This window comes from Allobosea rubneri, assembly GCF_032464875.1.
GTDB classification, from domain to species: Bacteria; Pseudomonadota; Alphaproteobacteria; order Rhizobiales; family Beijerinckiaceae; genus Allobosea; species Allobosea rubneri.
Genome location: NZ_JAWDID010000037.1, coordinates 34,706 through 55,677, shown reverse-complemented (window position 1 = coordinate 55,677; position 20,972 = coordinate 34,706). Strand labels below are relative to the sequence as shown.

Genomic DNA, 20,972 nt, shown 5'->3' with positions numbered 1-20,972 from the left:
CGCCCGCACCACCGCCGCCCGCGTCCCCGCGCCGACGAATGCCGAGGCCGCGCCCGCCGCTGCAACCCTGCCGCCCTGCGAGCAGGATCTGGTGGACGCCTGCGGCACCGTGCTCGACCGCCGCATGAGCTTCCAGAGCTTCGTCGTCGGCAAGTCGAACGCGCTCGCCTTTGCCGCCGCCGAGCGCATTGCCGCCGCCCCGGCCGGCGCGACGCCGTACAACCCGCTTTACATCCATGCCGGCGTCGGCCTCGGCAAGACGCACCTGATCCAGGCGATCGCCCAGGACGCGCGCCAGCACGGCAAGCGCGTCGCCTATTTCACCGCCGACCGCTTCATGTACGGCTTCGTCGCGGCGCTGAAGTCGCAGACCGCCCTCGCCTTCAAGGAGAAGCTGCGCGGTATCGACCTGCTGATCGTCGACGACGTGCAGTTCATCCAGGGCCGCTCGATCCAGCAGGAGTTCGGCCACACGATCAACGCGCTGATCGATGCCGGCAAGCAGATCGTCGTCGCCGCCGACCGGCTGCCGGGCGATCTCGAGACGATGGAGGAGCGCATCCGCTCGCGCCTCGCCGGCGGCCTCGCGGTCGAGATCGGCGAGCTCGACGAAGGCCTGCGCGTCAAGATCCTCGGCAGCCGGCTCGAAGCGCTGCAGGCGGCGCATTCGACCTTCCAGGTCAATCCGGACGTTGTCGCCTATGTCGCCCGCGCGGTCGCCACCAATGGCCGCGACCTCGACGGCGCGGCCAACCGGATCCTGGCGCATGCGACCCTGACCGGGGCGACGGTGACCATGGAAACCGCCGAGGCGGCGATCCGCGACCTGGTGCGCACCCGCGAGCCGCGCCGCGTCAAGATCGAGGAGATCCAGAAGCTGGTCGCGACCCGCTACAATGTCAGCCGGGCCGACATCCTCTCGGAGCGGCGCACGGCCGCCGTGGTCAAGCCGCGCCAGATCGCGATGTATCTCGCCAAGGCGCTGACGCCGCGCTCGTTGCCTGAGATCGGCCGTCGCTTCGGCGGGCGCGACCACACCACCGTGTTGCACGCGGTGCGCAAGATTGAAAAGGCGATCGGCGAGGACCGGCTGCTGCATGACGAGGTCGATCTGCTGAAGCGCATGCTGCAGGAGTGAGGCTACTCCCGACGGACGGGCTTGCGCAGTCCGGAAACGGCACTGCGTGGCGGTAAGCTGTGGTTGCCGGCGCGCGCACCCTTGCGCCGGCGCAAGCGCTCCGGCAATGTCGCGGGCCATTCCGTCGCCCGCCGTCCGGTGGACGCCAGCACATGCCAGAAGACGCCATGAAGGTTACGGTCGAACGCTCCACGCTCCTGAAGTCGCTCGGGCATGTCCATCGCGTGGTGGAACGCCGCAATACGATCCCGATCCTCTCCAACCTGCTGCTGCGCGGCAGCGAGGACGGGCTGAAGCTGAAAGCGACCGATCTCGATATCGAGGTGGTCGAGACGGTCCCGGCCGACATCGTCGAGCCCGGCGCGACCACCGTGCCGGCCCACACGCTCTACGACATCGTCCGCAAGCTGCCGGACGGCGCCCAGGTCTCGCTGGAGACGACCGGCGACAGCGGCCAGATGGTGCTGCGCTCGGGCCGTTCGCGCTTCACCCTGCAGACCCTGCCTGAAAGCGATTTCCCGGACATCACCGCCGGCGAGATGGCGCACCGCTTCGTGCTTCCGGCCGGCGAGCTCAAGCGCCTGATCGACAAGACCCAGTTCGCGATCTCGACCGAAGAGACCCGCTACTATCTCAACGGCATCTATCTGCACGCCATCGACGTCGAGGGTCGCCCGGTTCTGCGCGCGGTCGCGACCGACGGCCACCGCCTCGCGCGCGTCGACACCGCCGCTCCGCAGGGCGCGCTCGGCATGCCGGGCGTGATCGTGCCGCGCAAGGCCGTGGCCGAGATCCAGAAGCTGCTCGAGGACGGCGAGAGCGAGGTCCAGGTCGAACTGTCCGGCAGCAAGATCCGCGTCGCGACGGCGGCGGTGGTGCTGACCTCCAAGCTGATCGACGGCACCTTCCCCGACTACCAGCGCGTCATTCCCTCCGGCAACGACAAGCTGCTCACCGTCGACAAGGGCGATTTCGCCGCCTCGGTCGACCGCGTCTCGACGATCTCGTCCGAGCGCGGCCGCGCCGTGAAGCTGTCCATGGCCGAGGGCCGGATGACGCTCTCGGTGACCAATCCCGATTCCGGCTCGGCGACCGAGGAGATCGAGGTCGACTACGATGCGAGCCCGCTCGATATCGGCTTCAACGCCCGCTATCTGATGGACATCGCCGCCCAACTCGACGGCGATACCGCCCTGCTCAAGCTCGCCGATCCCGGCTCGCCGACGGTGATCCAGGACCGCGAGGGCGCCTCGGCACTCTATGTGCTGATGCCGATGCGGGTCTGACGCGACCAGCCTTGACCGCGGTCGCCCGCCTCACCCTGCAGAATTTCCGCTCCTACCCGGCCCTCGATCTTGCGATCGAGGGCCGGCTCGTTGCGCTGTGCGGCGAGAACGGGGCCGGCAAGACCAATCTCCTCGAGGCACTCTCGCTGTTCGCGCCCGGGCGCGGCCTGCGGCGCGCCGATCTTGCCGATATGGTGCGGGTGCCGGGTGATGGCGGCTTTGCCGTATCGGTCGGGCTCGCCGATGACGGGGCAAGGCTCGGCATCGGACTGGAGCCGCCCGATGCCGAAGGCCGCCGCGCCCGCCTCGCGCGCATTGACGGTGCACCGGCCGGCTCCGCGACGGCTTTCAGCGAGTATCTGCGCCTGGTCTGGCTGACGCCGGATCTCGACGGCCTGTTCCGCGGCTCGGCCGGCGAGCGCCGGCGCTTTCTCGACCGGCTGGTGCTCGCGGTCGACCCCAGCCATGGCACGCGCTCCAACGCGCTCGAAAAGGCGCTGCGCTCGCGCAACCGCATCCTCGAGGAGAGCCCGTTCGAGCGGCGCTGGCTCGACTCGGTCGAGCGCGAGATCGCCGAGCTCGGCGTCGCGGTCGCCGCCGCCCGGGCCGAAACCGTGGCGCGGCTGTCGACGATCATCGAGCAGAACCGCGACGAGAGCTCGCCCTTCCCGCATGCGCAGATCCGGCTCGAAGGCGAGATCGACGCGCTGGTCGCGAGCCTGCCGGCGCTCGACGCAGAGGACCGCTACCGCGAGCTGCTCGCGCAGATGCGGCCGCGCGACAAGGCGGCGGGGCGCACGCTCGCCGGGCCGCAGGCCTCCGACCTTCTGGTCCGCCATGCCTTGAAGGACATTCCGGCCGGCCAGGGCTCGACGGGCGAGCAGAAGGCGCTGCTGATCGGGCTCGTCCTGGCGCATGCCCGGCTGGTGGCGAGCATGAGCGACCTGCCGCCCCTGGTGCTGCTCGACGAGATCGCCGCCCATCTCGACCCGCGCCGGCGCGCCGCGCTCTATGCCGGGCTCGGCGAGCTCGGCTGCCAGGTCTGGATGACCGGCGCCGACCCAGCTCTGTTCGGCGACCTGCCGCCGCAATCCCAGCGCCTCCTGGTCACGCCGGGCAACGTCGCCGCCCTGCCCTGAGGCACCTGTATCCGGACGCTGAACCCGGCAGGCCTCACCCTCGCTGATCGCAGACATCACGCATGCCGATGGGACAGCCGCGCCGCGCACTGCTAAATTCGCCGGCCAGCAGAGCTGCACGCCGCAGGGAACCGAACGCATGGACATCGCCGGATTCATGGTCTTTGCCGGGGTCTATTTCCTGGCGGTCGCGTCGCCGGGGCCGGGCATCGCGGCGCTGGTCGCGCGCTCGCTCTCGACCGGCTTTCGCCGCGCCGTACCCTTCGTGCTCGGCATCGCCGCCGGCGACCTCGTCTGGCTGACCTTTTCGGCGCTCGGCCTGTCGCTGCTGATGCAGAGCTTCCACGGCGTCTTCGTCGCCATCAAATATGCCGGCTGCGCCTATCTGATCTATCTCGCCTGGAAGCTCTGGACCACGCCGGTCGATAGCACCAAGGCGCCCGAGGCCATCCCCGGCGAGGGCTGGCGCCTGTTCTTCGGCGGCATCGCGCTGACGCTCGGCAACCCCAAGGTAATGGTGTTCTTCGTCTCGATCCTGCCGCTGGTGGTCGATCTCAGCGCGATCACGCCGCTGCTCTTCGTCGAGATCGCGGTGCTGACCATGGTGATCATCAACACCACGCTGCTCGGCTACGCTTATGCGGCCGACCGCGCCCGCCGGCTGGTCTCCAGCCCACGCACGATGCGCCGGATCAACCGGTTCACCGGCGGCGTCATGGCCGGCGCCGCGGCGTTGATCGCAACGCGCGGCTGAGATGGCGGGCACGAACGCAGGTCTCCACGCCGTTCGCCGCGAGGACTGGTCCGAGACGCCTGGCGAATGGCATGGCGAGGTTCAGGGCTTCGGCGGCGAGGTCTCGCTGATCTTCGTCCGGGCCGAGCCGGGCAAAGGGCCACGACTGCACAGCCATCCCTACCCCGAGACCTTCATCGTCCGCGCCGGCCGGGCGCTCTATACGATCGACGAACGGGAGATCGAGGCGGGGCCGGGAGAGATCCTGGTGGTGCCGGCCGGCGTGCCGCACAAATTTCGCAGCCTCGGACCGGACACGCTGGAATCGATCGACATCCACGCCAGCGAGCACTTCGTCACCGACTGGATGGAATAAAGCTCAGCGCCCGCCCTTTGCGGCGATCAGCTTCGCGACCTCGCTCTGGCCACGCTTGCGGGCATGCTGGAGCGGGGTGACTCCGTCCTTGTCGGCGAGATTGGGATTGGCGCCGGCATCGAGCACGAGCTTCGCCACCTGCTGGTGGCGCGGCCCGCCATCGCCGAGGATCACGATCTCCAGAAGGCAGGTCCAGCCGAGATTGTTGACGTGGTTCACGTCGATGCCGCTGGTCAGGAGCAGCTTCACCGTCTCGACATGGGCGCGCTCGCAGGCCGGGATCAGCGCGTCGCCGCCATAGCGGTTGCGCAGCGAGAGATCGGGCTTCAGCGGCAGCATGGCAGCGATGATCTCACTACGGCCGGCGGCCCCGGCGAGCAGCCAGGGCGTGTCCTGGTTGGCTGCCCGGGCATTCAGGCTCGCACCGGCCGCGAGCAGCGCCTTGGCGACCGCGACATGGTTGCCGGCTACGGCGCGCAGCAGCGGGGTCTGGCCCTGCCCGTCGCGCTGTTCGAGGTTGGCCCCGGCCGCGATCAGCCGGCCGACCTCGGCGAGATTGCCGGAAGACGCAGCGGAGAGCAGGTCCACAGTTGCCGCACCAGCGCCCGTCATCAGCATCGCCCCCGCCAGAACACCGGCCAAAAGCCGCCTAGTCCGCCTCATCGTCCACCTTCGAGCAGCCGCCCGACCACCCGCGCGGTATAGTCGACCATCGGCACGATCCGGGCATAGTTAAGGCGCGTCGGGCCGATGATGCCGACCACGCCGACGATGCGCTGCTCGCCGTCGCGGAACGGCGCGGCGACGATCGAAGAACCCGACATCGAAAACAGCTTGTTCTCGGAGCCGATGAAGATGCGCACCCCGTCGCCGGCCTCGGCCCGGGTCAGAAGGTCGATCAGCTCGGTCTGCGTCTCGAGATCGGCGAAGAGCAGGCGGATGCGCTCGAGATCCTCCTGCGCCTTGAGATCCTCGAGCAGATTGGCCTGGCCGCGGACGATCAGGTGCCGGTCGCCGGAGGGACCGGACGAAGTCGCGATGCCGCTTTCGACGAGACGCGCCGTCAGCCCGTCGAGCTCGCGCTCCATCTCGGCACGGCTGTCGTCGATCTCGCGGCGGATCTCCGCCAGCGTCTTGCCGGCGATGCGGGCATTTAGGAAATTGCCGGCCTCGACCAGCGCCGAGGCCGGCAGGCCCGGCGGCAGCGCGAGCAGGCGGTTCTCGACCGTGCCATCATCGGCGACCAGCACGACGAGGGCGCGATTGGCATCAAGCCGGACGAACTCGATATGCTTCAGCCGGGCATTGGCCTTGGTGGTGACGACGACGCCCGCTCCGCGCGAAAGACCTGACAGCAAGGCGGAAGCCTCGGTCAGCGTGCCGTCGAGGGTGCGCCCGCTTGCAGCCGCGCGCATCTGCGCCTCGATGCGGGTCCGCTCCTCCGAAGTGAGGTTGCCGACCTCCATCATCGCATCGACGAAGAAGCGCAGGCCCCGCTCGGTCGGCAGGCGCCCGGCCGAGGTGTGGGGGGCGTAGATCAGTCCGGCCATTTCGAGATCGGTCATGACATTGCGCACCGTCGCCGGCGACAGCGTCATCGGCAGGAGGCGCGCGATGTTGCGCGAGCCGACCGGCTCGCCGGTGGCGAGGTAGCCATCGACGATATGGCGGAAGATTTCACGCGAGCGCTGGTCGATCTCGACCAAGCCGCCCGGTGTTTCCGGGCGCGTATAGGCGCTCATCTGGCGGCAAGGGGCCTGTTGTACATGCTCCATTGTCCCTTCGCGGGCGCGGCGGATCAAGCGGCATCTGCACGGCCTCGCCTTGCCGCCCCATCTTGAAACGCCTACAAGCCGCCAATCCCAGAAAAGCAGGACGATGACGATGAGACCCTCCAAGCGTGCCGCCGACGAGATGCGCAAGGTCACGCTCGAGCGTGGCGTGGTCCGCTATGCCGAGGGCTCCTGCATGGTGAGCTTCGGCGAGACCAGGGTGCTCTGTGCCGCGACCGTCGAGGAAAAGGGGCCGCCCTGGCTGCGCGGCACCGGCAAGGGCTGGGTCACCGCCGAATACTCGATGCTGCCGCGCGCCACGCACGAGCGCACCCGCCGCGAGGTCACCTCCGGCAAGCCCTCGGGCCGCACGCAGGAGATCCAGCGTCTGGTCGGGCGCAGCTTGCGCGCCGTCGTTGATCTCACCGCGATCGGCGAGCGCCAGATCGTCGTCGACTGCGACGTGCTGCAGGCCGATGGCGGCACCCGCACCGCCTCGATCACCGGCGCCTGGGTCGCGCTGCACGATGCGCTGAAATGGATGGAAGGGCGGGGCATGCTCAAGGGCACCAACCCGCTGAAGGACCATGTCGCGGCGGTGTCTTGCGGCATCGTCGCCGGCAACCCGGTGATCGATCTCGATTATGTCGAGGATTCCGGCGCCCAGACCGACGCGAATTTCGTAATCACCGGCGCGGGCGGCCTCGTCGAGGTCCAGGGTACGGCCGAGGGCGCGCCCTTCTCCGAGGACGAGCTGATGGCCTTGCTCAAGCTCGCCAAGGGCGGCGTCGGCCAGCTCGTAGCGCTGCAGAAGGCGGCGGTGGCCTGACGCCATGAACGGAAACCGCCCCCTCTCCGGCAAGGTCGTGATCGCGACCCACAACCAGGGCAAGCTGCGCGAGATGCGCGAGCTGATGGCGCCCTATGGCGTCGAGCTGGTCTCGGCGGGCGAGCTTAGCCTGCCCGAGCCCGAGGAGGACGGCCACATGTTCGCCGAGAACGCCGCGATCAAGGCTGTGGCGGCGGCGAACGCGTCCGGCCTGCCGGCGCTGGCGGACGATTCCGGCATCTGCATCGACGCGCTCGACGGCGCGCCCGGCCTGTTCTCGGCCAACTGGGCCGGTCCGGGCAAGGATTTCGCCCCGGCGCTGGCCCGTGTGCAGGCCGAGCTCGCCAAGCGCGGCGCGACCATGCCGGAACAGCGAAAGGCGCATTTCGTCTCGGCGCTCGTAATCGCCTGGCCGGACGGGCATCAGGAACTGTTTGAGGGCCGCGTCTTCGGTGCAGTCGTCGATGCGCCGCGCGGCACATCCGGCTTCGGCTACGACCCGATCTTCCAGCCGGCGGGCTACGCCAAGACCTTTGGCGAGATGACGGCGGAGGAGAAGCACGGCATTCCGGCCGATGGCTCGCCCGGCCTGTCACACCGCGCCCGCGCCTTCCATGTGCTGGCCGCCGCCTGCCTGAGGAAGCCCGCTTGACGGGCAAGGCCGCCTTGGCTGGGCGGCAGAGCGTGCCGGCACATCCGACCGCGGATGCCGGCTTCGCCGTCTATGTGCACTGGCCGTTCTGCCTGGCCAAATGCCCCTATTGCGACTTCAACAGCCATGTCCGGCATTCGCCGCCGGACCAGGCCCGCTATATCGCGGCCTTCCGGCGCGAGATCGCCCATCGCGCGGCGCTGGCGCCGGGCCGGACCGTCTCCTCGATCTTCTTCGGCGGCGGCACGCCCTCGCTGATGGAAGGCGCGACTGTCGGCGCGATCCTGGACGCGATCGGCGAGCACTGGGCCGTCGATCCCAATTGCGAGGTCTCGCTCGAAGCCAACCCGACCAGCGTCGAGGCCGGCCGCTTCCGCGATTTCCGGGCGGCCGGGGTCAACCGCGTCTCGCTCGGCGTGCAGGCGCTGAACGATGCCGACCTCAAATCCCTCGGCCGGATGCATTCGGCGCAGGAGGCGCTGGACGCGGTCGCGATCGCTCGGAAATATTTCGAGCGCTACTCCTTCGACCTGATCTACGCCCGCTCGCCCGGCCAGACGCCGGCGCTCTGGCGCGCCGAACTCGAGCTTGCTATCAGCCATGCCGCCGAGCATCTCTCGCTCTACCAGCTGACGATCGAACCCGGCACCGCCTTCGACAAGCTGTTCCAGGCCGGAAAGCTCGCCATTCCCGATCCCGATGCCGGGGCCGAGCTCTACGAGATCACGCAGGAGATCACGGCGAAGCACGGCCTGCCGGTCTACGAGATTTCGAACCATGCGCGGCCGGGCGCCGAATGCCGGCACAATCTGGTCTACTGGCACTATGGCGAATATGCCGGCATCGGCCCTGGCGCCCATGGCCGGCTGGTGACGGCCGACGGCCGGATGGCGCAATCGACCGAGAAGCATCCCGAGACCTGGCTGCAGCGGGTCGAGACCGATGGCGACGCGCTGATCGAGAACGAGCAGCTAACCGCCGAAGCGCAGGGCGACGAATACCTCCTGATGGGCCTGCGGCTCGTCGACGGCATCGACCTTGCCGTGTTCGAGGCCCTGTCGGGCCGGCCGCTCAACTCGAACCGGATCGGCAGCCTGATCGGCGAAGGCTTCCTGATGCGCAAGCCCGGCGGGCGCCTCGCCGCGACGCCGGAAGGCGCGCTCCTGCTCGACGCGCTGGTCGCCGATCTCGCCGCCTGAACAGCAGGCAGAGCGGAATCCCGAGCATTAAACCGATTTAGCCGGAGGGGAAGCCCCGGTCGATCGACAACAGTCATGACGCTGCGTCACATCGGCGCCACGCCGCCGCCGCAATCGGCGCTCCCGATGCTTCCCGCAAGGACGGAACAGTCCAATCCAGGGAGGCCAAGATGCATCAGCAGTCGATGGACGATGGATCGCGCCCGGCGTTTTCGCGCCGCAGGCTCCTGCAGGTCGCCGGGGCCGGCGCGCTCGCCGCAAGCGCGGGGCAAGCCCTCGCACAGGCTCCTTCCGGGCCGGCGGCGCCGCCGAGCACGGTGACCACACCACCGCGCGATTTCAGCCGGAACGGCGCGCCGACGACCTATTTCTGGGATCCCGACATCATCGCCGTCGACCCCGCCTTCAACGGCCTCGCCCAGCCCAATGCCCCGATCCAGCGACTCTGGACCGGCGCGCTCTGGAGCGAGGGCCCGGCCTGGAACGCGCAGGGACGCTATCTAGTCTGGAGCGACATCCCCAACAACCGGCAGTTGCGCTGGCTCGAGGATGACGGCCGCGTCAGCGTCTTCCGCACGCCCTCCGGCAACAGCAACGGCAACAGCTTCGACTATCAGGGCCGGCAGCTTTCCTGCGAGCACCTCAACCGCCGCGTCGTGCGCTACGAGCTCGACGGCTCGGTGACGATCCTCGCCGACAAGTTCGACGGCAAGCGGCTGAACTCGCCCAACGACATCGTCCAGCATCCCGACGGCAGCTACTGGTTCACCGATCCGCCCTATGGCGGCCAGCTCTACGAGGGCGCGCCCGATGCGGCGGGCGGGCCGAGCAACGCCAATGGCAAGATCAACCCGCGCCTCGGCCAGCCGCCCGAGATCGGCTTCTTCAAGCGCGAACTGCCGACGAACTGCTACCGGATCGACCCGAGCGGCCGCGTCGACCTCGTCGTCAATGAAAGCCAGGTGCCGGACCCGAACGGGCTCTGCTTCTCGCCCGACAACAAGAAGCTCTACATCGCCTCGACCGGTAAGGGCCCGGGCGATACCGGGCCTGGCGGCAAGGGCGACATCCATGTCTTCGATGTCGGGCCCGACAACAAGCTCTCCAACCAGAAGCTGTTCTCGGACTGCATGGTCGACGGCGTGAAATGCGGGCCGGACGGGCTGCGCTGCGATGTCGAGGGCAATCTCTGGGCCTCGTCCAATGCCGGGCGGGCGGTCGGCTACAGCGGCGTGCTCTGCTTCAATCCGACCGGCAAGCTGATCGGCCGCATCCGCCTGCCGGAGATCTGCGGCAATGTCTGCTTCGGCGGGCCGAAGCGGAACCGGCTGTTCATGGCGGCGAGCCAGTCGCTCTACGCGCTCTATCTCGGCACGCAGGGCGCCGCGCCGGCCTGAGCAGTGCGGCATCCGCCGTCATTGCGAGGAGCGAAGCGACGAAGCAATCCAGGGAACGCAGAGCGCTGCCACTCCTGGATTGCTTCGCTGCGCTCGCAATGACGGCCCGCACGCGCCTGACCACGATCAATCGGAACCAGCCGCCCTCAGAGAAAACTGGCGATCTCCTCCAGCGGCTTCTTGCCGATGGCGGGAACGAGGCAGCCCTCGGCGGGATAGCCGACGACAAGGAGGATCACCGCCTTCTCGTTGTCGGGGCGGCCGCAGAGCTCGTTGAGGAAGTTCATCGGCGCCGGCGTGTGGGTCAGCGTCGCAAGGCCTGCCTGATGCAGCGAGGCGATCAGGAATCCGGCGGCGATGCCGACCGATTCCGGCACGTAATAGTGCTTCACCTTGCGCCCCTGCGCGTCATAGCCCCAGCGCTGCGCGAAGATCGCGATCAGCCAGGGCGCGGTCTCGAGGAAGGGCTTGTGCTCGTCGGTGCCGAGATGGCTGAGTGCATCCAGCCATTCCTCGCCGGCGCGGCCGGCATAGAAGGCGCGCTCCTCCTCCTCGGCGCCCTCGCGGATCTTCCGCTTCAGCTCCGGGTCGGAAATGCAGACGAAGGTCCAGGGCTGCTGGTTGGCGCCGGAAGGAGCCGTGCCGGCGGTCGCGACCGCCGCCTCGATCACCTCGCGCGGCACCGGCCTGTCGGAATAGTCGCGCACCGTGCGGCGCTTGCGCATCGTCGCCAGGAAGGCGTCGGCGCGCACCTGCATCTCCTCCTCGGGGCAGCCCTCGAAGGCGAGCGGCATGGTCGCGTAGACGTTCATCGGTTTCCTCCTGACAGCTTCTTGCGGGCGAGCCTGCTTGCACAATAGACCATCCCGGCCCATCGCCCTATGGTCCCGCGCATGACGAACGATAGCCCCTCGCTGAAGCCCGGCGACCACCTCTTCCTGGTCGATGGCTCGAACTTCATCTTCCGCGCCTATTTCCAGTCGATCAATCAGGACCGGAAATACAATGCCCGCTCGGACGGGCTGCCCTCCGGCGCGGTTCGACTGTTCGCGACGAAGCTTTTCCAGTTCGTCCGCGAGGGTGTGCTCGGCGTCAGGCCGACCCATCTCGCCATCGTCTTCGACAAGAGCGAGAACTCGTTCCGCAAGCAGATCTACCCCGCCTACAAGGGCAACCGCTCGGACCCGCCGCCGGACCTGATCCCGCAATTTCCGCTGATGCGCGAGGCGGTGCGGGCCTTCGGGCTGATCCCGGTCGAGCAGGATGTCTACGAGGCCGACGATTTGATCGCGACCTATGCGAAACAGGCGCGCGAGGCCGGCGCCGACGTGCTGATCGTCTCGGCCGACAAGGACCTGATGCAGCTCGTGCGGCCGGGAGTCGCCATGTACGACCCGGCCTCCGGAGACGCCAAGAAGGGCGCGGGCTTCCGGGCCGAGCGGCGGATCGGCGAGCCCGAGGTCGTCGAGTATTTCGGCGTGACGCCCGACAAGGTCACCGATGTCCAGGCGCTCGCGGGCGACGCCACCGACAATGTCCCGGGCGCGCCCGGAATCGGCATCAAGACCGCCGCCCAGCTGATCGGCGAATATGGCGATCTTGAAACCCTGCTGGCGCGCGCGGGCGAGATCAAGCAGCCGAAGCGCCGGGAGACCCTGACCAATCCCGAGATCGTCGAGAAGGTCCGCATCTCGCACAAGCTCGTGACGCTCGTCGACGACGTCGCCGTCGAGACGCCGCTCTGCGACCTGACGCTGGCCCAGCCCGAGCCCGGCAAGCTCATAGCCTTCCTCAAGGCGATGGAATTCACGACCATCACCAAGCGCGCCGCCGAGGCCTATGAGGCGGATGTCGCCGCCGTCGAGGCCGACCCGGCGCTCGCCCCGGGCGGCGCGCGCGCCGCCGAGCTGCTTTCGCTCTACGCCGGAGCGGACGCCGTCGTCCCGCCGGTCGCCGGCACGGGCGGCGCAGCGCCCGCCACGGCAGCGGCTGCGAGCCCGGCACCTGCCGCCGCCGATGGCTGGCTGAAGCCCGCCGATCTCGCCGCGGCACGCAAGGATGAGGCGATCCAGCTCAAGGTCGACCGTACCGCCTATGAGTGCGTGCGCACCATCGCCGATCTGACGCGCTGGATCGGCTGGGCCTATGAGGCGGGCCAGGTCGCGCTCGACACCGAGACCAATTCGCTCGACGCGATGCAGGCCGACCTCGTCGGTTTCTCGCTCGCCGTCGCACCCGGCAAGGCGTGCTATGTGCCGCTGCAGCATCGCGGCGGGGCCGACCTGTTCGGCGGCGGCATGGTCGAAGGCCAGATCCCGCTCGCCGACGCGATCGAGGCGCTGAGGCCGCTGCTCGCCGATCCCGGCGTGCTGAAGATCGGCCAGAACCTGAAATACGACCTGCTCGTGCTCGCCCGCCACGGCCTTGCCGTCGCGCCGATCGAGGACACGATGCTGATCTCCTACGCGCTCGATGCCGGGAAGAACAATCACGGCATGGACCGGCTCTCGGAGCTGCATCTCGGCCACAAGACGATTCCGTATTCGGAGGTCGCCGGTACCGGCAAGGCGCAGGTCACCTTCGACAGGATCGATATCGAGAAGGCGACCGCCTATGCCGCCGAGGATGCCGACATCACGCTGCGGCTCTGGCGCGCGCTGAAGCCCCGCCTCACCGCCGAGGGCAAGACCGCAGTCTACGAGGTTCTGGAACGGCCGCTCGTCCAGGTTCTCGCCCAGATGGAGCAACGCGGCATCGCCATCGACCGCCAGATCCTGTCGCGCCTCTCGGGCGATTTCGCCCAGTCACTGGCGAGGCTGGAGGACGAGATCCACACGCTCGCCGGCGAGAAGTTCACCATCGGCAGCCCCAAGCAGCTCGGCGACATCCTGTTCGGCAAGATGGGGCTGCCCGGCGCCCAGAAGACCGCGACCGGGCAATGGGCGACCGGCGCCGGCGTGCTCGAGGACCTCGCCGAGCAGGGCCATGAATTGCCGGCGAAGATTCTCGACTGGCGCCAGCTCGCCAAGCTGAAATCGACCTATACCGACTCGCTGCCGACCTATGTGAATCCGCAGACCCACCGGGTCCATACGTCCTACGCCCTGGCTGCGACCACCACCGGCCGGCTCTCCTCCTCCGAGCCGAACCTGCAGAACATCCCGATCCGCACCGAGGCCGGCCGCAAGATCAGGACCGCCTTCGTCGCCGAGAAGGGCAACAAGCTGATCTCGGCCGACTACAGCCAGATCGAACTGCGCATCCTCGCCCATATCGCCGACATTCCGCAGTTGCGGCAGGCCTTCGCCGACGGCGTCGACATCCATGCGATGACGGCGTCCGAAATGTTCGGCGTGCCGGTCGAGGGCATGCCGAGCGAGGTCCGCCGCCGCGCCAAGGCGATCAATTTCGGCATCATCTACGGCATCTCGGCCTTCGGCCTCGCCAACCAGCTCGGCATCTCCCGAGAGGAGGCCAGCGCCTATATCCGCAAGTATTTCGAGCGCTTCCCCGGTATCCGCGACTATATGGACCAGGCCAAGACCACGGTCCGGGCGAGCGGACAGGTGACGACGATCTTCGGCCGCGTCTGCCATTTCCCGGCGGTCGCCTCGAAGAACCCGTCAGAGCGTGCCTTCGTCGAGCGCCAGGCGATCAATGCGCCGATCCAGGGCTCGGCCGCCGACATCATCCGCCGGGCGATGGTGCGCATGGACGGGGCGCTGGCCGAAGCCAAGCTCGACGCCCGCATGCTGCTGCAGGTCCATGACGAACTGGTCTTCGAGGCGCCGGAGGCCCAGGTCGAGGCGGCGCTGCCGGTGATCCGAAAGGTGATGGTCGAGGCGCCGCATCCGGCGGTGCAGCTCAAGGTGCCGCTGGTGGTCGATGCCCGGGCGGCGACGAACTGGGACGAGGCACACTAGGCTCCAAACCCAATCGGGTTTCGAGCCCAGTGCGCAAAGTCACAAGCGCGGCGCCACGGGATCACCGGAAGGCGTCGGCGCTTTCGGCGTCCTCCAGCACCCCCAGGCTCCTGGCGAAGAGGTGGCCGCTGTAATTGGCCGCGGCGATCGTGCCCGGTGCCAGGCAGTCGCCGATCCTCTCGACGCGGGTCAGCCCGCTGTCCAGCCATTCCTCCTGGCGGGCCTGCAGCGCCGTCCACAGCTCGCTTGAGGGGAGACGCGCGGTGACCGGCACCAGCACGTCGCAGGGAATGACCTCGGTAGCCTCCGAGTAGACGCAGCGGATCGTCACGGTCTCGGCGGCGCGATCGGCGAGGGCGGACAGCAGCCTGATCTTCACGCCCAGCTCCAGCAGTCGCCGGTGAATCCGGGCCTGTTCGAGCGTGTTCACCGTCCAGGCCGCGACCAGCGGCGCCGGCGTGACATAGGTCGTGTCGATCCCCGCGGACGCCAGTTGCTCGGCCAGGGCGCTGCCCATGTAGTAGCGATCATCGTCATAGACCACCACGGGCCCCGGCCCGGCGGCAGAGCTTCCCTCGTCCAGGAGTCGATCGACCCCGGCGGTCTTGCCATTTTTCAGGAATGGCAGCGGCAACCGGTGAGCCCGGCCGACGCCGTCCTCCCGCCATCTCGCGCCCACGGCGATCGCGACGTGCTCGGCCCCATAGGAGAGGATGTCCTCGGCCGTCAGCGGGCTTGAAAGGTACATCTCGACATTGGCTGCAGTCCGAAGCTGGCCGAGGCGCCAATCCCTCACCCTCGCCCAGCTGGAGAGCCCCGGAAGCCGGCTCTCGCGGGAGACGCGCCCGCCCCATTCGGCTCCGGCATCAGCGATGATCACCGAGGCACCTCGCTGCGCCAAAGCGCGGGCGGCCTCGAGCCCGGCGGGCCCACCGCCGACGATCAGAGCCGTCGCCGGACCAGCCAGTGCCGGAACCTTTTCGGGATGCCAGCCCTTGCGCCACTCCTCGCCGATCGTCGGGTTCTGGGTGCAGCGCATCGGTGCCACGATGTTGTCGCCCGCGACGCAGATATTGCAGCCGATGCATTCCCTGATCTCGTCGATCCGGCCCTCCCGGATCTTGAGGGGCAGGAACGGATCGGCGATGGACGGCCTGGCGGCGCCGATCAGGTCGAGATGCCCCTGCCGGATCACACGGACCATCGTGTCGGGCGAGGTGTAGCGGCCGACGCCGACGACCGGCTTGGTCGTGACCTGCTTGACGAAGCGGGTGTAGTCCTCCTGATAGCCTTCCTGCGAGAAACGGGCGGACTGGCTGTCATTGGACCAGTCGGACAGGTTCACGTCCCAGAGGTCCGGCTCCTCGGCGAGCGCCGCCACGATGTCCCGCCCTTCGCCGTCGCGCTCGATGCCGGCCGAGCCCATCAGTTCATCGACGGCGAAGCGGATCGCCAGCGCGCAGCGATCGCCGATCGCATCGCGGGTATCGGCCAGCACCTCACGAAAGAGCCGCAGGCGGTTCTCGAGCGACCCGCCGTACTCGTCGATCCGATGATTGTGACGCGACAGGAGGAAATGCATCAGCAGCGTCATGTCGTGGCCGGCATAGACGTAGACGATGTCGAAGCCCGCCTCGCGTGCCCGGATCGCGGCCTCGCGGTGCCAGCGCCTGAACTCGCGGATATCCGCCTTGTCCATGCCGCGCGCCTGGACGGGATCATCGAGGTCGACGACGGCGTCGGACGGGGCGTAGGGGGCGATGCGCGAGAGCCGATTGGCGGTGTGCAGGCCATTGTGGACGAGCTGGACGGCCGCCAGGCTGCCGCGCTCATGGATCAGGTCCGTGGCCTCCCTGAAGACGCGCACGTCGGCGCCGTCCCAGATCCGGCCCTGGTTCGACGGCGTGAGGTCGGAGGAAGGGTGGATCTCGGTTTCCTGCGTCGAGACCACGCCCCAGCCGCCTTCGGCCTTCATCGCTCGCATGTGCGCATCCGAGCGGGCGTAGCGGTGCCCCATGCCGGAGCAGTGCGGGACCTGATAGAAGCGATTGCGTGTCGTGACGGGGCCGATCGCCACCGGTTCGAAGAGGATGTCGTAACGGGGGTCGCGCATGCAGTTTCGCTGATGTGACGGGAATGGCAGAGGCGATGTCGGGTAGCCGGCCGGCAAGCACTATGCGACCGTACAGAGACTATGCAAGTGCATAGTCTGGCTTTGGTACAATTCGGACGAGGCGACGTGACGACTTCCTTCAGGCGAGCTCCCGATTTCGACAGGCGCACCGACCTGATCGAGGCCACGATGGACTGCATCGTCGAGCTGGGCATCCAGGGCACGAGCGTGCGCGCGGTCGCGAGCAAGGCCGGGGTCAGCAACGGCCTGATCCGGCATCACTTCGCCTCGAAGGAGAACCTGATCGCGGAAGCCTACAGCCGGACGATCGCAATCATCACCGCGCCACCGCTCGCGGTTGCGGCGGGGGACGGCCCTCCCACCGAGAAGCTGCGGCGCTTCCTCGTCATGAGCATCAGCGGTCCCGTCGCCGAGCCCCGGATTCTCTCGCTATGGGCGACCTTCATCAGCCAGGTGCACATCAACGACCGCTTCAGGGAGATTCACCGGACGCAATATGTCGCCTATCGCGCCGCATGCCGAAGCCTGATCGAAGACGTGCTTGCGGCGAACGGTATCCGTGCCTCCGCGGATGAGCTGCACCGTCTGAGCATCGCCTTGAACGCGATCATGGATGGGCTTTGGCTGGAAGGGTGCCTGAGCGCCGAGGAAATCGACGAGGCCCTCCAGATCGACATCGGCCTCAGCTCGGCCGAACGCCTGCTGGGCGTCAAGCTCAGCCGGAATCTCCCGGATTAGGTCGGCACCGGTCGGGGTCCAGCGGGATGCCTGACCGGAACCCCGATGAGCATCGACGCGTTTAGCACGCGAAGTGCGCCGGGGGGCGCCGCTGCGCGCTGGACCGACCAAATGCTCAACGTATCCGCCTGGAAGCCCTTTCCGCGCTATATGGCGGAGCCGGAGGCCGAGGAGCTTCCGTCCGGCGACGAGCTCTCGCCGCAGGAGCATGACCTCGTCCTGCGCTATGCCATCGTCGGCATCTTCATCATCCTCGCCACCGCCGCCCTCTACCTCACACGCGTGAGCGCGCTGCCGGTGACCGCCGGGGTGATCTTCGGCCTGGTGCTCGGCCCTCCGGTCGACGCCATGGTCCGGCGCGGCCTGCCACAGCATCTCGCCGCCGGAATCGTCGTGCTGCTCGGCGTTCTCCTGCTGCTCCTGCTGATCGCGACGCTGACGGTGCCGATCGCCGCCTGGAGCGACCAGTTCCCGAAGATGGTCCAGGCGCTGAAGCTCAAACTCGTCGGCGTCTTCGCGTTCATGGAGGAGTTCAAGCAGATCGCCGGGGACATCGCCGGCGGCGACGGCACCAAGGTCAGCGTGTCCGACGGCAACCCACTGGTCTCGATCGCGATCTCCTCGACCACGGCGGCAGGCGGCCTCCTCATCTTCGTCGCCACGGTCTATTTCTGGCTGGCGACGCGCCGCCATCTCAAAGCGCGCTTCCTGCGGCTGTGCTTCGGTCGCGATGCGCGCCGTTCGGCCGGCAGCTTCTTCAGCGAGATCGAGACCAGGGCCGCCCGCTATTTCGGGCTGGTGACGCTGATCAATCTCGGCATGGGGCTGATCAGCCTGCTGATCGCCTGGTTCGCCGGTCTGCCCTACCCGCTGTTCTGGGGGGCGCTCGCCTTCTTCCTGAACTATCTCGCCTTCATCGGGCCGATCATGGTCACGGTCGCCTTCTTCGCCGCAGGGTTGCTCTCGCCCTCCTCGCTCCTGGTCGCGGCCTGGCCGGCGGCGTCCTACTTCATCGTCCACCTGATCGAGGGCAATCTCGTCACGCCCATCGTCGTCGGCCGCCGGTTGACGATCTCGCCCTTCCTCGTCTTCATCTCCTTCATCTTCTGGCTCTGGCTCTGGGGGCCGATCGGGGCCGTGCTTTCGACGCCGATCCTGCTCGTCGCGCTCGTGGCGCGCGAGGAATTCGTGCGCTACCGTCACAGCCTCCGCGAGGCCGCGCAGGAAGAGCCGCCGGACGAAACGGCAGGGCGGCCGGCAGGAACCGCGGCGGCGCTCGCGCGTTGAAAATTCGAGTTGCGCCGTGAGAACGGCGCCGCAACTAATATCCGTCACCGAAGGAGCTGTTTGATGGCCGCCACCACCACTTCCGCCAAGCGTCAGGCCACCGCCTCGGTGAGGCGCGCCAAGGACGAGATCGCCGAGAGCTCCGAGGAGATCGCCGGGCGCGCCAAGGCGACCGGGCGCCGGCTGCGCGACGAGGCCAACGAGATCGAGGACAGCCTGGCGCGCGGCGCCGAGGATCTGGCAGCGACAGTCAGCAGCAAGCTCAAATCCGTCGGGGTCGATACCGACAAGATGACGGAGGTCGCCCGTGAGCAGGCCAGCGACCTGCAGGAGTTGATCATCCGCGAAATCCAGGAGCGGCCGCTGCGCGCGCTCGGCCTGGCGGCTGCGGTCGGACTGTTCGTCGGCTTCCTTTCGGCACGCTGAGCCCATGCTTGGGGGGTTGACGGCTCTGCTCACGAGCGAGGTCGGCAGCGCGGTACGCCGCAATGCGACCGTCTACGGACTTTACCTGGTCGGGCTGCTGCTGGTGGTTTGCGCCGTCGGCTACAGTCTGGACGCGCTCCATACCTGGCTGGCGATCGAGTACGGCCGGATCGCGGCCAGCCTCTGGATCGCTGGCGGACTTCTGGCGACTGCGCTGGTCGCCTTCGGCGTCGGGGCCTATGTCAAAAGCCGCCGGCGCCCGAGCCGGCGCCTCGAAGCGGCGATGGCGGCTGCTCCCGTCGCGGCGACGCTCGTCGGCAGCGGCAAGATCGGCTGGAAGGCAGGCATCGTCGGCGGCGTCGTCCTGCTCGGCCTCCTGCTCGGCCGGCAAATGGCGCAGGGCCGGGAGGGCGAAGACGAAAAATAGCCCGAGAGCCGCAAGTTCCTTGCCCGTGCGCAGCCGAGCGGCATGCCCAAACGGCTGCCACGCATGGACGCGACCTGTCTTTTTACATAGGGCTATGACACGCTTGCATCTATTCAAGGCTCGATGAACGCCCAGGTGCCTACCCGTCCACACTGGCTGACGCCGGATTGGCCCGCCCTCGCGGCGAAACTGCGCAGGGTCTCTTCGGCTGCGATCGCGATCGGCGTCGTCGCCATCGCGGTGGTGATCGCGGCCTGGATCAACTTCCAGGCGATCGAAGCCTCCCGGCTGGTCTCGAAATCGATCGATGTGCGCGAGCGCAGCGAGAACTTCCTTGGCAATCTGCTCGATGCCGAGACAGGCCAGCGCGGCTTCCTGCTGACCGGGGACGAAGCCTATCTCGCGCCCTATAACGAATCGCGCTTCAACGTCCTGCCCGAACTCGACGTGCTCGAGCGGATGGTCTCCGACAATCCGGGCCAGGTCACGCGGATCCGCCAGGCACGCGACCTCGCGCAGCGCAAGCTCGCCGAAATGAACAGCACTGTCGCGCTGGTGCGCGAGGGCAAGCGCGAGGAAGCGCTGACGGCGCTGCGGCAGGGCGACGGCAATCGCCTGATGCAGGAGCTGCGCGACACGGCCGGCGCGATCCAGGCCGAAGAGAACCGCCTGCTGCGCGAGCGCAGCCGCCGCGAGACGCGCCGACGCATCTTCGCCAGCATCGGCATCCTCGTCGCCCTTGCCGGGCTGAGCTTCGTCGCCTGGCTGCAGTTCCGCAGCCGCGGCCGGCGCAACATCTTCCTGTCCAGCTCCAACCTCGAACTGGAGCAGCGGGTCGCCGAACGCACCCAGCAGCTCGAGAACGAGCGCCTGCGCATCGAGGCGCTGCTGCGCGACGTCAATCACCGGGTGGGCAACAACCTCGCCATGGTCTCTGCGTTGCTCAGCGTCCAGAGCCGCCAGGCGCGCGAGCCACTGGTCAAGCAGGCGCTCGCGCAGGCGCAGTCGCGCATCCAGGCGATCGCGGCGGGGCAGCGACGCCTGCGCCTCGACATCGAGGCCGACGAGATCGACGCCCGGCCCTATATGGAGGATCTGCTTGCCGAGATCGGCAAGCAGGCGGAAGGCCGGCCGATCACCATCGAGCTCGCCATGGAACCGATCCGCCTGCCCGGGCGCGACGCGGTCTCCTTCGTCGTGATCATCAACGAGCTCGTCACCAACGCCATCAAGCACGCCTTTCCGGACGGGATCGCCGGCAAGATCACAATCCGGCTGAGCAACAGCGCGGAGGAGGAGGGCAACCTTGTCCTGGCGGTGGAGGATGACGGCGTCGGCATGGCTGCCGAGGATGCGACTGCCGGTCTCGGCAAGTCGGTGATCAAGAGCCTGCTGCGCAGCATGCGGGCGACGATGGAATCTGGCCCGCTTACAGCCGGCGCGGCTCGCCCGGGCACACGGATCGCGCTGACATTTCCGAAGCGGGTGGAAGCGGGCGACGAGACGCCCGAATAGG

Annotated in this window: 19 protein-coding genes; 15 read left to right on the top strand and 4 right to left on the bottom strand. The window is 68.1% G+C overall.

The features are described 5' to 3' along the window. The 5 genes from dnaA to RKE40_RS20645 form a co-directional block, all read left to right on the top strand. Nucleotides 1-1,138, top strand: a 1,138-nt coding sequence (dnaA, locus tag RKE40_RS20665) for a chromosomal replication initiator protein DnaA (protein WP_316020096.1), incomplete at its 5' end; no start/stop codon positions are given. Between the two features lie 167 nt (nucleotides 1,139-1,305). Continuing rightward, a complete protein-coding gene (gene dnaN, locus RKE40_RS20660) occupies nucleotides 1,306-2,424 on the top strand; it encodes a DNA polymerase III subunit beta (protein WP_316020102.1) in 1,119 nt (372 codons plus the stop codon). An 11-nt stretch (nucleotides 2,425-2,435) separates the two neighbouring features. Further along, on the top strand, nucleotides 2,436-3,563 hold the full coding sequence (recF, locus tag RKE40_RS20655) for a DNA replication/repair protein RecF (RefSeq protein ID WP_316020095.1): 1,128 nt from the start codon (nucleotides 2,436-2,438) through the stop codon (nucleotides 3,561-3,563). Between the two features lie 139 nt (nucleotides 3,564-3,702). Then, complete coding sequence (locus tag RKE40_RS20650; RefSeq protein WP_316020094.1) at nucleotides 3,703-4,317, top strand: LysE family translocator; 615 nt, start codon at nucleotides 3,703-3,705, stop codon at nucleotides 4,315-4,317. Between the two features lies 1 nt (nucleotide 4,318). Continuing rightward, the gene (locus RKE40_RS20645) at nucleotides 4,319-4,672 is read left to right on the top strand and encodes a cupin domain-containing protein (protein ID WP_316020093.1); all 354 of its coding nucleotides are present in this window, start codon (nucleotides 4,319-4,321) and stop codon (nucleotides 4,670-4,672) included. Between the two features lie 3 nt (nucleotides 4,673-4,675). Here RKE40_RS20645 and RKE40_RS20640 read toward each other — a convergent pair whose 3' ends face one another. Next, complete coding sequence (locus tag RKE40_RS20640) at nucleotides 4,676-5,284, bottom strand: ankyrin repeat domain-containing protein (RefSeq protein WP_316020092.1); 609 nt, start codon at nucleotides 5,282-5,284, stop codon at nucleotides 4,676-4,678. Nucleotides 5,285-5,331: 47 nt separating this feature from the next. After that, nucleotides 5,332-6,414: a heat-inducible transcriptional repressor HrcA gene (hrcA, locus tag RKE40_RS20635; RefSeq protein WP_316020091.1), complete on the bottom strand. Its 1,083-nt coding sequence runs from the start codon at nucleotides 6,412-6,414 to the stop codon at nucleotides 5,332-5,334. Nucleotides 6,415-6,556: 142 nt separating this feature from the next. Between hrcA and rph the strand changes: the two genes are divergently transcribed. The 4 genes from rph to RKE40_RS20615 all read left to right on the top strand — a co-directional run bounded on the left by rph (nucleotide 6,557) and on the right by RKE40_RS20615 (nucleotide 10,521). Beyond that, entirely contained in the window at nucleotides 6,557-7,273 is a 717-nt protein-coding gene (gene rph, locus RKE40_RS20630; protein ID WP_316020090.1) for a ribonuclease PH, read from the top strand. A 4-nt stretch (nucleotides 7,274-7,277) separates the two neighbouring features. Then, nucleotides 7,278-7,925, top strand: coding sequence for an RdgB/HAM1 family non-canonical purine NTP pyrophosphatase (gene rdgB / locus RKE40_RS20625; RefSeq protein ID WP_316020089.1), 648 nt, complete (start codon nucleotides 7,278-7,280; stop codon nucleotides 7,923-7,925). Then, a complete protein-coding gene (gene hemW, locus RKE40_RS20620; protein ID WP_390893472.1) occupies nucleotides 7,922-9,124 on the top strand; it encodes a radical SAM family heme chaperone HemW in 1,203 nt (400 codons plus the stop codon). The genes rdgB and hemW overlap by 4 nt, the downstream gene beginning before the upstream one ends. Before the next feature lie 170 nt (nucleotides 9,125-9,294). Next, nucleotides 9,295-10,521 (top strand): SMP-30/gluconolactonase/LRE family protein, encoded by a 1,227-nt coding sequence (locus tag RKE40_RS20615; RefSeq protein WP_390893471.1) that lies wholly within the window; start codon nucleotides 9,295-9,297, stop codon nucleotides 10,519-10,521. A gap of 146 nt (nucleotides 10,522-10,667) precedes the next feature. On the opposite strand, the gene RKE40_RS20610 is transcribed toward RKE40_RS20615, so the two are convergent. Then, nucleotides 10,668-11,333, bottom strand: a complete 666-nt coding sequence (locus RKE40_RS20610) for a nitroreductase family protein (RefSeq protein WP_316020088.1) — start codon at nucleotides 11,331-11,333, stop codon at nucleotides 10,668-10,670. Nucleotides 11,334-11,414: 81 nt separating this feature from the next. Here RKE40_RS20610 and polA point away from each other — a divergent pair, with 81 nt between their 5' ends. After that, nucleotides 11,415-14,444 (top strand): DNA polymerase I, encoded by a 3,030-nt coding sequence (polA, locus tag RKE40_RS20605; protein ID WP_316020087.1) that lies wholly within the window; start codon nucleotides 11,415-11,417, stop codon nucleotides 14,442-14,444. Between the two features lie 61 nt (nucleotides 14,445-14,505). On the opposite strand, the gene RKE40_RS20600 is transcribed toward polA, so the two are convergent. Further along, complete coding sequence (locus RKE40_RS20600; protein ID WP_316020086.1) at nucleotides 14,506-16,557, bottom strand: oxidoreductase; 2,052 nt, start codon at nucleotides 16,555-16,557, stop codon at nucleotides 14,506-14,508. 189 nt (nucleotides 16,558-16,746) lie between these two features. On the opposite strand from RKE40_RS20600, the gene RKE40_RS20595 reads away from it, so the two are divergent. The 5 genes from RKE40_RS20595 (at nucleotide 16,747) to RKE40_RS20575 (ending at nucleotide 20,971) form a co-directional block, all read left to right on the top strand. After that, a complete protein-coding gene (locus tag RKE40_RS20595) occupies nucleotides 16,747-17,316 on the top strand; it encodes a TetR/AcrR family transcriptional regulator (protein WP_316020085.1) in 570 nt (189 codons plus the stop codon). 111 nt (nucleotides 17,317-17,427) lie between these two features. Beyond that, on the top strand, nucleotides 17,428-18,603 hold the full coding sequence (locus RKE40_RS20590; protein ID WP_316020084.1) for an AI-2E family transporter: 1,176 nt from the start codon (nucleotides 17,428-17,430) through the stop codon (nucleotides 18,601-18,603). Between the two features lie 63 nt (nucleotides 18,604-18,666). After that, complete coding sequence (locus tag RKE40_RS20585) at nucleotides 18,667-19,029, top strand: glycine zipper domain-containing protein (protein ID WP_316020083.1); 363 nt, start codon at nucleotides 18,667-18,669, stop codon at nucleotides 19,027-19,029. Between the two features lie 16 nt (nucleotides 19,030-19,045). Then, the gene (locus RKE40_RS20580) at nucleotides 19,046-19,456 is read left to right on the top strand and encodes a hypothetical protein (RefSeq protein WP_316020082.1); all 411 of its coding nucleotides are present in this window, start codon (nucleotides 19,046-19,048) and stop codon (nucleotides 19,454-19,456) included. 135 nt (nucleotides 19,457-19,591) lie between these two features. Then, nucleotides 19,592-20,971: a sensor histidine kinase gene (locus RKE40_RS20575; RefSeq protein WP_316020081.1), complete on the top strand. Its 1,380-nt coding sequence runs from the start codon at nucleotides 19,592-19,594 to the stop codon at nucleotides 20,969-20,971. The last annotated feature ends 1 nt before the right edge of the window (nucleotide 20,972 follow it).

Bases quoted from the DNA above. Each gene is read 5' to 3' on its own strand.
- dnaN (WP_316020102.1), top strand. From the start codon at position 1,306: ATGAAGGTTACGGTCGAACGCTCCACGCTCCTGAAGTCGCTCGGGCAT.
- RKE40_RS20650 (WP_316020094.1), top strand. From the start codon at position 3,703: ATGGACATCGCCGGATTCATGGTCTTTGCCGGGGTCTATTTCCTGGCG.
- RKE40_RS20645 (WP_316020093.1), top strand. From the start codon at position 4,319: ATGGCGGGCACGAACGCAGGTCTCCACGCCGTTCGCCGCGAGGACTGG.
- RKE40_RS20640 (WP_316020092.1), bottom strand. From the start codon at position 5,284: ATGACGGGCGCTGGTGCGGCAACTGTGGACCTGCTCTCCGCTGCGTCT.
- hrcA (WP_316020091.1), bottom strand. From the start codon at position 6,414: ATGAGCGCCTATACGCGCCCGGAAACACCGGGCGGCTTGGTCGAGATC.
- rph (WP_316020090.1), top strand. From the start codon at position 6,557: ATGAGACCCTCCAAGCGTGCCGCCGACGAGATGCGCAAGGTCACGCTC.
- rdgB (WP_316020089.1), top strand. From the start codon at position 7,278: ATGAACGGAAACCGCCCCCTCTCCGGCAAGGTCGTGATCGCGACCCAC.
- RKE40_RS20615 (WP_390893471.1), top strand. From the start codon at position 9,295: ATGCATCAGCAGTCGATGGACGATGGATCGCGCCCGGCGTTTTCGCGC.
- RKE40_RS20610 (WP_316020088.1), bottom strand. From the start codon at position 11,333: ATGAACGTCTACGCGACCATGCCGCTCGCCTTCGAGGGCTGCCCCGAG.
- polA (WP_316020087.1), top strand. From the start codon at position 11,415: ATGACGAACGATAGCCCCTCGCTGAAGCCCGGCGACCACCTCTTCCTG.
- RKE40_RS20600 (WP_316020086.1), bottom strand. From the start codon at position 16,557: ATGCGCGACCCCCGTTACGACATCCTCTTCGAACCGGTGGCGATCGGC.
- RKE40_RS20595 (WP_316020085.1), top strand. From the start codon at position 16,747: ATGGACTGCATCGTCGAGCTGGGCATCCAGGGCACGAGCGTGCGCGCG.
- RKE40_RS20590 (WP_316020084.1), top strand. From the start codon at position 17,428: ATGCTCAACGTATCCGCCTGGAAGCCCTTTCCGCGCTATATGGCGGAG.
- RKE40_RS20585 (WP_316020083.1), top strand. From the start codon at position 18,667: ATGGCCGCCACCACCACTTCCGCCAAGCGTCAGGCCACCGCCTCGGTG.